The 12194-nt window shown below is 34.5% G+C and carries 9 protein-coding genes and 1 pseudogene; 5 read left to right on the top strand and 5 right to left on the bottom strand.

What is annotated here, in order from left to right:
* Both QXW15_RS07295 and QXW15_RS07290 read right to left on the bottom strand, forming a co-directional pair.
* Positions 1-386, bottom strand: a pseudogene (locus tag QXW15_RS07295) (peptidase S58 family protein); the annotation flags it as partial.
* Positions 376-1680 (bottom strand): MFS transporter, encoded by a 1305-nt coding sequence (locus QXW15_RS07290; RefSeq protein WP_048102321.1) that lies wholly within the window; start codon positions 1678-1680, stop codon positions 376-378. The gene QXW15_RS07290 and the pseudogene QXW15_RS07295, both read right to left, overlap by 11 nt.
* 281 nt (positions 1681-1961) lie before the next feature.
* On the opposite strand from QXW15_RS07290, the gene QXW15_RS07285 reads away from it, so the two are divergent.
* A complete protein-coding gene (locus tag QXW15_RS07285; protein ID WP_048102322.1) occupies positions 1962-2621 on the top strand; it encodes a metal-dependent hydrolase in 660 nt (219 codons plus the stop codon).
* 5 nt (positions 2622-2626) lie between these two features.
* Here the strand turns inward: QXW15_RS07285 and QXW15_RS07280 are convergent, their stop codons facing one another.
* The gene (locus QXW15_RS07280) at positions 2627-4630 is read right to left on the bottom strand and encodes a DUF2079 domain-containing protein (protein WP_054963870.1); all 2004 of its coding nucleotides are present in this window, start codon (positions 4628-4630) and stop codon (positions 2627-2629) included.
* Between the two features lie 91 nt (positions 4631-4721).
* On the opposite strand from QXW15_RS07280, the gene QXW15_RS07275 reads away from it, so the two are divergent.
* The 3 genes from QXW15_RS07275 (at position 4722) to QXW15_RS07265 (ending at position 9037) form a co-directional block, all read left to right on the top strand.
* Positions 4722-6065 (top strand): MFS transporter, encoded by a 1344-nt coding sequence (locus QXW15_RS07275; protein ID WP_054963871.1) that lies wholly within the window; start codon positions 4722-4724, stop codon positions 6063-6065.
* A 353-nt stretch (positions 6066-6418) separates the two neighbouring features.
* On the top strand, positions 6419-8182 hold the full coding sequence (locus QXW15_RS07270) for a 2-oxoacid:acceptor oxidoreductase subunit alpha (RefSeq protein ID WP_055040810.1): 1764 nt from the start codon (positions 6419-6421) through the stop codon (positions 8180-8182).
* Positions 8183-9037: a thiamine pyrophosphate-dependent enzyme gene (locus QXW15_RS07265; protein ID WP_048102326.1), complete on the top strand. Its 855-nt coding sequence runs from the start codon at positions 8183-8185 to the stop codon at positions 9035-9037.
* Between the two features lie 6 nt (positions 9038-9043).
* Here the strand turns inward: QXW15_RS07265 and QXW15_RS07260 are convergent, their stop codons facing one another.
* Positions 9044-9340, bottom strand: coding sequence for a hypothetical protein (locus QXW15_RS07260; RefSeq protein WP_048102327.1), 297 nt, complete (start codon positions 9338-9340; stop codon positions 9044-9046).
* A gap of 608 nt (positions 9341-9948) precedes the next feature.
* Between QXW15_RS07260 and QXW15_RS07255 the strand changes: the two genes are divergently transcribed.
* Positions 9949-11283, top strand: a complete 1335-nt coding sequence (locus QXW15_RS07255; protein WP_236692477.1) for an APC family permease — start codon at positions 9949-9951, stop codon at positions 11281-11283.
* Between the two features lie 328 nt (positions 11284-11611).
* Here the strand turns inward: QXW15_RS07255 and QXW15_RS07250 are convergent.
* On the bottom strand, positions 11612-12194 hold a 583-nt coding region (locus QXW15_RS07250), incomplete at its 5' end, for a sulfite exporter TauE/SafE family protein (RefSeq protein ID WP_342790233.1).

The following is a 12194-nucleotide window of genomic DNA, read 5'->3' as shown; positions in this document are numbered from 1 at the left end:
AATGCCCTTTCAATCCATTCACGGTCAGGAATTTCTCCATTGACATCAAGGTCGTATATGGCTGCAGCGGGAACAATTGGAATGTAATTATCATCAAGCCTGGAACCAGCATTAATGTTCCTTAAATAACGGTATACCTCAGATATAAGTGCAAGGCCAAATACGCTTCTGCCTGTCATTAATATCCCATCAATGGAGTAGTCCGGCCTGTGGTTTGAGTTAAGCAGCGAGATTTCATGGCTTGCCGGGGAACCACCTGATTGAAAAATTCCTGATGTGTTTGGCCTGTCGCACAGAAGCATTGTCATTCCGGAATTCCTGTTAATGTCAGTGTAACCGCATATGCTAAATCCATCTATGCCCATTTCCATAATTTTAGTCTGCAATTCTATCAGGTGCCCCATGCCTAAATGTTTCTGCGGAGAGCAGCATGCCTGAAACCATGATTAATTCAGCAAGGAATAGCCAGAGTGTCCATGCAGCAAATAAACTGTGCATAAAGGTTGAAAAGAAGAGTACTATGCTTATTGCAAATCCACCAAAGACGGCACCACCATTGTAGGCAAATCCCACCCCTGTGGTCCTGAACTGCTTGCCAAAGGACTCTGCCAGAAATGCGGGAAGCGTTGAGAATATCATTGCCTCAAAGAAGGCCTGTACACTGAATGCTATTAAATCATTTATTGCACCGCCCCTAAACGCAAGGAATGCAATTGGGTATGTTAAAATGATGAAAATTAATGAATATACAAGTATGCTTTTTTTCCTTCCAACTATTAAGAGCGCTGTAATCCCGCCAATCCAAACACCAAATAATGATACAAGATTAATCAGTGCATTATATGTTCCAACCTTTGTATTGCTCATTGCAGGATTAAGTATTGATAAAAGGGCCGGATAAAATGAAAATGTAACGGTATTTATGAATAATAGACCGGAGGTAAAAATTAGTGCGAATATTAGTGGTTTACCACCCTTTTTGAAAAGTCCAACAACCGGCTCCCTTAAAACCTCCTTATTTTTTTTCATATCATCAAAAACAGTTGTTTCAGATGTTATATACCTTATTATTAGGGTTAGCATCCCAGGGATAATTGTTGTATAAAATAAAACCCTCCAGCCTATTATTGCAAATTCTGTTTTGCCATAATATGATGAAAGCGCTGCAAAAACAAAGGAAACTATAAAAAATCCAGTTCCATAACCACTCTGAACAAAAGCTCCTATTGGTGCCCTTTTTGCTGCAGGTATGTCCTCCATTGAAAGCGTGGTGCCACCACCGTATTCCGCCCCTGCAAATGTCCCCTCTATAAACAGAATAATATAAAGCAAAACGGGTGCAAGTATGCCTATTGATTTATAAGATGGCAGGAGTCCCTTTGATGCAGCAAAAACTGAAAAACCGACTATTGTTATTGTTAACATGTTTTTTCTTCCTATTCTATCCCCCAAAAAATTTCCAAGTGCCACAGAACCCACAGGCCTTGCTATTTCCTCAACGGCAAGCCCGCCAAATGTGGCAATAAGCCCGTATATGCCAATGGTGCTTGGGAAAAACACAGTTGAAACTGTAACCGCAACAAGTGCATATGCAATTGTTGTATAGCCATCCATTAACCATCCTGAATATGCCGAAATTACCTGAAACCATCTCTGTTTATTTAAACCATAAACTGCCATGTTAATCATACACACGATGTGTATATAAATTTATTTTTTGCAACGAAATATAACATCATATTAAAAATTTATGCATTTTAATTTTATTTTTTTATGTAATTTCAAATCATATGAAGTGATTATTTTAAATAATAGAAAAATTCAGCTATTTTTAACACTTATTTATAGCATAAATTTAGATTAAACCAAAAATAATGGGCTGGCGACCTAATTGTAAATCATAATTAAAACTTGTAAAATTACATAAATAATTTTTTGTATTAATTTGAATTATTGTTTTTATGATAAAAATAAAATGGTTAAGTCATGCATGCTGGCTTATAGATTTTGGAGATCTTAGAATAATAATAGACCCGTTTTTAACAGGGAATCCAAAGGCACCTGTGCGCGCTGATGAAATTAAGGACGTAAAATATGTGCTTGTTACGCATAATCATTTCGACCATATAAATGATGCCTTCAAAATTGCAAGGAACAACAATGCAAAGGTTATAGGAATATACGAACTAACAATGTATCCTGATAGGGATGGATTCCCTGATGAAAATATTATTGGAATGAATAAGGGGTCCTTAAGTGACCTTGGGGACATATCCATTGGCATGGTAAATGCCGTGCACAGTGGAAATGAATCCGGATTTATAATTAGAAAGAATGGTGTGACAATATATCATGCAGGGGATACTGCCTTTTTTGGTGATATGAGGTACATAAGGGAATTTTACCATCCTGATATTGCAATGCTTCCAATAGGTGGATTCTACACCATGGGACCGATGGAGGCGGCAAGGGCTGCAGAACTCATTGGTGCAAAAATTACATTCCCAATGCATTACGGTACATTTCCTGCAATAGATGCTGACCCAAAAAAATTCAAGGAACTTTCTGATAAATACACAAAGGTTGTTATACTTAACCCCGGTGATGAATATACATTATAATAATTTTAGGCGTTTAGCTGTGTTATTTTTATATTTTTAATATTTACATCCTGATTTTTAAGGTATGCAATATAAATAACATTGCTGTAAAAATTTTTAACATTTATTGAAAATGTTATATAATCCCGGTTTAAATCATTATTTACTGTTTTGTTTAAAACAACGCATTTCCCGGAGTTAAATTTTATTATAAATGTCGTGTTTTTCTCCACTGTGCTGTTTAATGTAAATGTAATGCTATAATTCCCCGGAAGAAGATATGTTTTATTTGAATCATAGATGTTTAATGCATTATCATCAAGCTTACCAAAATATGATGTATTTTTATTTATAAAAGGCCCCTCCGAGATGCCATTAACTGTCTGAAAATAATTATAACTGTAATTATTGTTTGATGGAACATATAATTCCGGACTTCCAGTATAATTTAATTTCAAAACCATAATGTCGTAACCCTCTGCCAGTATCCCATATAAGCCACTTGATATGTATTCCTGTGCCAGTTCAGCAAGGCTTATATTCTGTGAATTTTTTACATATGTCTGTGAATCCGAGAAATCTGCTATAAGGTATTTATAGTATGGAACCTTTTCGGAAATTGTTGCATCAGGGAACGCGGTTGCATTGTAATTTTTGTAAAATTCAGGGAAGATATTATTTCCTGTTATTAATGATGAATTATTATTAATTATGCCCTTTATTTCATGCATAAAATTTATTTTGGCCACATTGATGTTTTTATTATTTCCACTGAAATAACCAATGTTTGCGGGCTCCATGGATGCTGGTGACAGCGGGCTCAGTATGGCAAATCCAATTATGCTAAATAATACTATTACCAGCATTGAATTCTTAAAATATTTTTTAATTTTTTTAAAGTTTGGGGAAATATCAATTTTTTCTAATATTACATATATTCCAAAAATACCGGCAATAAAAACAAATGGTATAAACATCATTGAATACTGAAAGCCTATGAAATAATATGGTATATATGTTGAAAGCATTGCATATGCAAAATATGGAAGTGCGGGTAGCAGCCCTGCTGGATATTCTATAAAAAGAAAATCAACAGCCAGGAATCCCAGTATAAGAAACAGTATTTTTATATCATAATTCGCAACAAGAACTGATATTATTTTTTCTGGATTATAAAACAGCACTGTTAAAAATCCGGTTAGGCTCCTTGAAACGCTGCCTGAACCGCCTATAATAAGGTATGTTGCCTCAGGTATATGCCCAATATAGGATTTCAGGAATCCGGCTAGTATATAATAGGAAAATAGTACTGCAAATGATATGCCAAAATACATGCCATTGCTAAGTTTCCTGGGCCTGGTAACTATTCCCCTTTTATTTAAAATAATTTCCATAAGTATAATCATCATTGCTATGAAAATAAAATTTGAATGCAGGGATATTATCAGGGCGAGAAATATGTAATATAGTATTCTTTTGGCCTTTAAAAGGTAATAAAGTGCCATAAAATAGAAGAATGGAATAAATACCATAAGATGAAAATCAAAGTATACAGGGCTCTCTGTAAGCGGAGACAATATAAATGCAACGGGCATTATAAATGAAATAAATTTAAGTGTGCTGCGCTTTATTCTTTTATTCTTTGAACCATTCTCAAGCCGGCTTAAAATTTCATCTGTTATATAATAAAGGGGAATAATTGAAAAGCTGAGAAATATTGATTGAATTATTAAAAGTGTGTATTCTGATGGAAAAAAATAAAATGGTATTTCTATTAGGAATATAAATGGTGAAAAATGCTCCGCAAGGTAACTTGAGCCCAGAAGTGATGTATAAAAGAATTTACCCTTAAGAACAGAATAAAATACCTGTGAGTAAAGACCAAGGTCCCATGCATAGGCCTGAAAATTATAGGCTTTTAAAATTGAATAATATGAAAATAATATTGTAAATATTGATGCGACAGCGTATAAAATTATTACCGGTTTCCTTAATATGAAGTTTATACCGCCGCCAATTTTATTATTCATTGAATCATATAATTAAACTACTTATAATTATTTTGTCATTATTTTAATTTCTTAATAACAATATTTTTATTCATATGGTTTATATGCTTAAATGAAAGGCCAGAGATGGATAATTGATATACTGACATTTTTGCTTTTTGGTTTTCTGCTTTTTGAGCTGATTAAAACTGCAGTTTTAATGCCGACAATAAGAAAGGAATTAAATTTAAGCCTTGAACAGGAGGCACTCCTGCTCGGTATATTCTCAGGCGGGCCTGGGATAATCATGGGATTATTTGGTGGGATCATAGTTGATAAGATCGGTGCCAGATACGGCGGATTATTTCCATTGATTGCATTCACTGTTGTAACCATTGGTGTTGGCCTTTCCAGGAATTTTTCCCAGCTTGCAGCTGCAATTATAATATTCGGAATCTTTGAATCATTCACCAACACTGTTGTTTATAAATTAACAGGAAACTGGTTTGGAAAACACGAGAGGGGGCTTGGGGCTGGAATCACAAATTCAGCATCACCATTTTTCACATTTTTAGCCCCTGCAGTGGCCATACCACTCCTTTTATTTTTCCACGGAAATTTCCATGATGTTTTTCTGCTTTTTGCGGTATTTTCAATTCCCCTTTTAATAGTATGGGTCTTATTTGTTTATGACAGGCCAGAGGAATCAAGATTTATAACAATGGATGAATTAAAAATAATATATTCTGATGAATTATCATCAGGAATTATAAAGGAAGGGGAACTTGAGGAAGCGTATAAATCCCATAAATCATTGGATAAAATAAACAAAAATATTAAAAGTTCAAATTCAGTTAAAATATCAGATGCATTTAAATATATATTTAGCAGCAGGGACAGTCTTGGATTAATAATAGGAATAGGCATAATGAATCTTGTCTGGGCAAGTTATTCCGAGGTGCTTCCTACATACTTTTCAGATTATCTGTTATACTCAAACAGCATTCTTGGGCTTTATACAACAATTACCTATTTTGCTGGCTTTCTTGGTGCCATAGTTTCCGGACTGTTAACACTAAAGTATCCAAAATTGCTAATTATGAAAATCGGTGTGGTTGTAAGCACCATTGCCACAGTTCCATTAATATTTGTTAATCCAGGTATATCACCGTATATATTACTGCCGGTAACTGCAATAGGATTTTTTTCAATACTGCTATATTTCCCGCCATTTTTCTCATACACAGCAGATTACTTTGGAAAGGCTGTTCTTGGTAGGGTTCTAGGGATTCAGTTCAGTTTCATAGCACTTGCACTGGCCTTTGGTCCCACAATTATGCTTGATATTGCTGCGGCCATAAACTGGAAAATTTCCTATTTATTTGATACCTTTATGGTCATAATCGCAATAGCCCTTACGTTCATGATAAGAAAAAACAAAAAACTTGAAAAGCTGGCAACAGAGATGGAAGCTTAAAATAAATTAATAGAACTATATTAATATTTTTATCTGGAAGCAAAGTTTTTGATATTTTTTTGTATTTTATTTTTTTAAAAAAATAGGTTTATTAAAAATTTTTTTATTTTTATTCACAGACTTTCTGGAAGTTAGTTAAAAAAATAAATTTGAAATTTCATAAAATACCATCTTATTTTATAGTATGATATTAAAGTTTTCTTTAAAAAATATATATGATAATCATATATATCCCCAATTATTATAATATATTAAGTAAGAATTTTATTATATATTCCAAAAAATGATGCAATTATTTATAAATATTTACAGTATAATCACAAAGTTTAAATAAACAATGAAGGTATATAATTATGGAAAGTACTGTAATTAGAATAGGAGGTGCTGCAGGTGACGGTGTTCAGTCTGCAGGTTTGATACTGGCAAAATCTTTATCCAGAAACGGTCTATATATCTCAACATATAACTATTATCAGAGTTTAATCAGGGGTGGAGAAAGCTGGTACCAGGTAAGGGCATCAGAGAATGTTGTTAAAAATCAGGGTTCCGGCCTAGATATTTTAATAGCCCTAAATGAGGATGCACTTAACAGGCATACAAATCCGGGCATAAATGAGGGTGGCGCATCACCCCTTTCAGGAATAGCAATTTTTGATGGCGAGATGATAACAAATTATAAAAAATATCAAAACATTAAATACTGCCCCATACCTTTAAGGGATATAGCATTAAAATATGATAAAAACTCACTGCTGAAAAATACCGTGGCACTTGGAGCCACAATGGCTGCCCTTGGCCTGGGCTTTGATACATTTTCCGGCGTGATTCAGGAAGTTTTTGGTAAGAAGGGAAAAGTCGCAGAATTAAATGTTTCCGCCGCGAAGGATGGCTATGATTATTATCTAAAAACATATGGAATTTTTAAAAAACTGCATCCAGTCAACCGGAAGCTTTACATCGCATCCGGTGGTGAGGCAGTGGGTCTTGGAGCAGTTAATGCCGGAATGCAAATGTATTTTGCATATCCAATGACACCCGCATCATCCGCACTGCATTTCTTTGCAAACCATGCAAAAAAATATAATCTGTTTGTAAAGGTAACAGAGGATGAAATTTCGGCCATAAACGCAGCCATAGGTGCCAATTATGCAGGTGTCAGGGCCATGACAGGTACATCAGGCGGTGGCTTTGCACTTATGTCTGAGGCAGTTGGTTTGGCAGGAATGACCGAGGTGCCTCTTGTAATTTATGAGGCACAGAGGCCGGGGCCATCAACCGGGCTTCCAACAAAAACCGAGCAGGGGGATTTAAACCAGATTCTTGGTGCAGGCCAGGGGGATTTTCCAAGAATTGTGCTTGCACCTGGAAATGTTACAGAGGCATTTGACCTTGCAAAGGAGGCATTTAATCTTGCGGCAGAATACCAGCTCCCTGTTTTTATCATGTCGGATCTTTACCTTGCCGAGCATGTTGAAACATTAAATAACATAGATTTAACATATAAAATGGAACACGGATTAATAGCGCAGGATAATGACCCTAATTTCAAGAGATATGAATTTACAGAATCTGGAATTTCAAAAAGGGCAATACCAGGTCAGAAGGGATTAATGCACAATGAGGATTCAGATGAACATGATGAATACGGAAATGTTGTAAGTGATGAGATCACTGACCCAAAAATAAGGTCATTAAGCATGGAGAAGAGAATGAGAAAGCTTGAAACATATAAAAAGAATATGCCACCAACAAATGCATATAGGGCGGATGGCGCAGAAAACCTAATTATCCAGTGGGGATCAACAAAGGGTGTTGTTGAGGAAATAGTTGATGATTTAATTGATGAGGGATTTAGCATTGGAGCCCTTGAAATAAATCATGTATACCCACTTAATCCAGATATAGCAGGGCACCTTAAAAACAGAAATAGGATAATTGTTGTGGAAAATAACTTCTCCGGCCAGCTAAACAGGTTAATAAAATCAGAATTTTTGGTAAAAACTGAGTTCATAGGAAAATATGACGGTGAGGCATTTTACCCGGATGAATTAAAGGCAAGGGTAAGGCAGATGCTAAACATTCAGTATGAAAATGTAAAAATAGGGGGTGATAAATAAATGATAACAATGGATAATTACAAGGGCAAGGTAAGGCCGGACTGGTGCCCCGGGTGTGGTAATTTCTCACAGTTAAGGGCAATAACAGAGGCGCTTGTGCAGCTAAATATAAGCCCTGAAAATGTGGTGATTACCTCAGGAATTGGATGTTCAAGCAACATGCCTGAATTTATAAACACATATGGATATCATGGGCTTCATGGCAGGCTTGTGCCTGTTGCCGCAGGCATTAAATGGGCAAACCCGGATTTAAAGGTAATAGCCTATGGCGGCGATGGGGATGGATTTTTTGAGGGTACCCAGCATTTCTACCATTTTGCCAAAAGAAATGTTGATATAACATACATGGTCTCAGATAACCAGGTCTTTGGGCTTACCACAGGTCAGGCATCACCAACGACACCCATTGGCATAGTAACAAAGGATACACCTGATGGAAATATAGAACCACCATTTAATCCGCTCCATTATGCACTAACCGCAGGTGCATCATTCGTTGCCCGTGGTTTTTCTGGGGATATAAAGGGGCTTACAGAAATAACAAGGGAGGCGATTAAGCACAGGGGATTTTCCTTTATAGATGTGCTGAGCCCATGCACCACATATAATAAATTTAATGGGTATGAATTCTATAGAAAGGCTGTTTATAAACTTGAAAACAATGATAAAACTGATTTCTATCAGGCCTATAAGCTTGCCTCTGAGTGGGGAGATAATCATGCAATACCCACCGGCATATTCTATGAGGTTGATAAACCAACATATGAGGATGCAGATGAGGTTATATCAAAAATCTCACTGAAAAATACAGATCCATATAAATTAAGCGAGGAGGATCTTCAGGAATTTTATTAATTTTTTTTATATATAATTTAACCATTCCATAACAGGATCATACCTGCCATCTATGGATATTTCAGTTTTATCATCTTCACTGACAATTACAAATTTATAAAAATAAACATAGCCTTCTATTTCCTCCCCATACATTATGTGCTCAACCTGTTTTCCATCCGGAAAATGTTCAACAGCCTCAGGCATAAATGGAATAAAATGCAGTTCTAGAATATTGCCTTTTTCAATAATGTCAAATCCGGAATTTTCAGATACGTATTTTTTAAGCTTTTCAATCTCTATGGAGGGTTTATCAATATCCATAATTAAAAAAGCCCATATTATATATAAACTTAATTAATTATCTCTTAATATATAGGTATATGTAAATATTTTTATATATTAGGGATTAAAATATATCCATAAATTCATGCATCTTTCCTCCATGTTCAGATTATGATTTCTGTTAACCATGTTAACATATATCTTTGGAAGTTATCATACCAATGAATTAGGTATGCTTAGTATATTTAAATTTAATTCTTATGTGGTTCATTTTATAACGAATTTGAACCACATATAGTCCATATTTAATTTAAATGATCCATAAGCATATGCAAGAAATATTATTATATCAATTTCAAATATATATCTATATGGGGCAACCCGATAAAAGAATAAAGGTAATAAAAAGGCCTTCACCTCTGTTATGTGATTATAATATTGATGCAATAAATGCATAATTTAGTATTCCGGTGCAATATGTATAATGCCACAAAATAATACCATATGGATTATGATTTCCTGGAAAACCCTGAAATCATTATAAAATCATATCCTGGAAAGTTATATGGTGATTATATTGAAGTTAATATTAATATATATGAAAAATAATTTTAATATTATTAATTAAATATACAATAAATATTTGATTGGGTGATAATATAAAGGATCAAAAATTAATAAGTGTACCTGTTGCAACTGCAGTTGGCCTCGGTGCAATTATAGGCGCAGGCATATTTGTCTTAAGTGGAACAACAATAGCCTTGGCAGGTGCCAATGCATTAATTGCTTTTGCCCTTGTTGGTGTTCTTGCAATAATAATAGCCATGGAATTCGGTGAGCTCGGATCCATAATGCCGCATGCAAAGGGGGCCTCATTTTCATTTATTTTTGAGGCATTCGGCAGCGAGATGGGTTTTATAACCGGAATTCTCTTATATTTTAGTTTCTCCACAGCAATTGCGGCAATAGCCCTGGGCTTTGGTTCATATCTTGGAATCCTAACAGGCCTTCATTCTGGTTATTACCCCATTATTTTTGCAATTATTTTAATATTTGTATTATCAATTTTAAATATTATTGGAATTAAAAAGGCTGCAAGTGCAGATTTTTATCTTGTAATGATAAAGCTCGGAATACTGACAATTTTTGTTATTTCCGCAGTTGTGCTTGCATATTCAACAAAAACATTAAATGTATCAAATTTTACAGTTCCACCCTCCAAGGATAATGTTTATGCGATATTCTCTGCAAGCATAGCTGTATTTTTTGCATATTCTGGATTTCAGTCAATATCTACATTAACATCAGATGTTAACGGCGGTGCAAACAAGGCAGCAAAGGCAATAGTATTATCAGTTGTAATAAGCATGATATTCTATATATTAGTCGTTGTTGCATTAATATTAATGGTTCCGGCCTCAAAGTATACTGTATCTGCGGATCCATTAGCATTTGCATTAAGTTATGTACATGCACCGTATTATCTTTACTTTATTGTAACAATAGGTGCCTTAATAGCAACAACTTCGGCAACGCTTGCAATGATAATGACATCATCCAGAGTGCTTTACCAGATTGGTGAAAATAAGCTCCTTCCAAAATTCTTCAGAAAATTTAATTCAAAAAAAGATGTGTCTGTCAATGGTGTTATAATTTCCTCAGTAATAGGAATTGTAATGCTTTTCTCCGGCAATGTGTATATAATAGCAGCAATAAGCAATTTTGGGCTTTTACTATCATATCTTGTATCAAGCTTTGCAGTAATACATTTTAGAAGAATAAAAAAATCTGGAACGTTTAAAACACCTTTATATCCATATACAGTTATAGTTGCCATAATATTATTAGTTCTTTTCATATACGGAATGCCAAAGGAAGCCCTTGATATAGGTGTGATTATAATCCTAATATTATTTATGCTATATTATTTCTTTATAGAATTTAAACGTGATAGGGTAATAAGGGAGGAATTATTCAAATAATAATTAATTCATATTAAATTCTAAACTTTCAGGGTCAGGATTTCTGCCAAATATGTTAAAGCACCCTTAGAATTTATCACTTCTTGGATGCTTAAACTTTCTGGATATAACCCACTGATTTTTATTTGCTAGATACTTGAACATTTAAATATTTTCCTGTTTATTTTTTTAACGAGCACTTTTTCATTTGGGAGTTTATGATCCTCATAAATAATTACATTTATATTACTTCATTTCCCTTTATGTTATATATGCTTTATGGGCATGTTAAATGGACTTCCTGTTTTAGATTGCCATGCGGGAAAAATTAAAAGGAATTGATATGGAATTAAAATTTTAATCCAATAATGGTCAAAACGACCTTTATCATAACAAATGTGATTATCACTATTATTATGCCCTTTACTGTACTGCTTTTAAATTTATTCATCAGGAAAGATCCGGTAAAGCCACCCAATATGCCCCCAACAAGGACGATTATCCATAGCAAGTAGTTAACGCCATGAAGCAACGATAAATATGATAAGAATCCGCTGGCAGAACTAAAAAGTGCTATATATCCTGCAGTTCCAGATATTTTCTTGAAATCAGTTTCTATAAATGTTAACACAGGAAGTATAATCATGCCGCCGCCTACACCAAGAAGACCTCCAAGGAATCCTGCAAGTGCGCCAACAGATATTCCAAGGTAAAGCCCTTTCACGCCCTTAAATTTTGATTCCTCATTAACTGCTTTTTTCATTTTTATAAGATTATAAAGCGTATATGCAAGAAATGCAACAAATATCCATAATAATATATGCTTTGGTGTATGTATTCCTATGTATGCCCCCACGGGCGCCATTATAACCGCAGGTATTAAAAACATTGTTCCAAGCTTCCAGTTTATCCTTTTTTTTCTGCCGTTATTT

The sequence above is a fragment of the Acidiplasma sp. genome, assembly GCF_038728925.1.
Taxonomy (GTDB): Archaea; Thermoplasmatota; Thermoplasmata; order Thermoplasmatales; family Thermoplasmataceae; genus Acidiplasma; species Acidiplasma aeolicum.
This window is presented reverse-complemented; position numbering and strand designations above follow the sequence as displayed.

Bases quoted from the DNA above. Each gene is read 5' to 3' on its own strand.
- QXW15_RS07290 (WP_048102321.1), bottom strand. From the start codon at position 1,680: ATGGCAGTTTATGGTTTAAATAAACAGAGATGGTTTCAGGTAATTTCG.
- QXW15_RS07285 (WP_048102322.1), top strand. From the start codon at position 1,962: ATGATAAAAATAAAATGGTTAAGTCATGCATGCTGGCTTATAGATTTT.
- QXW15_RS07280 (WP_054963870.1), bottom strand. From the start codon at position 4,630: ATGAATAATAAAATTGGCGGCGGTATAAACTTCATATTAAGGAAACCG.
- QXW15_RS07275 (WP_054963871.1), top strand. From the start codon at position 4,722: ATGAAAGGCCAGAGATGGATAATTGATATACTGACATTTTTGCTTTTT.
- QXW15_RS07270 (WP_055040810.1), top strand. From the start codon at position 6,419: ATGGAAAGTACTGTAATTAGAATAGGAGGTGCTGCAGGTGACGGTGTT.
- QXW15_RS07265 (WP_048102326.1), top strand. From the start codon at position 8,183: ATGATAACAATGGATAATTACAAGGGCAAGGTAAGGCCGGACTGGTGC.
- QXW15_RS07260 (WP_048102327.1), bottom strand. From the start codon at position 9,340: ATGGATATTGATAAACCCTCCATAGAGATTGAAAAGCTTAAAAAATAC.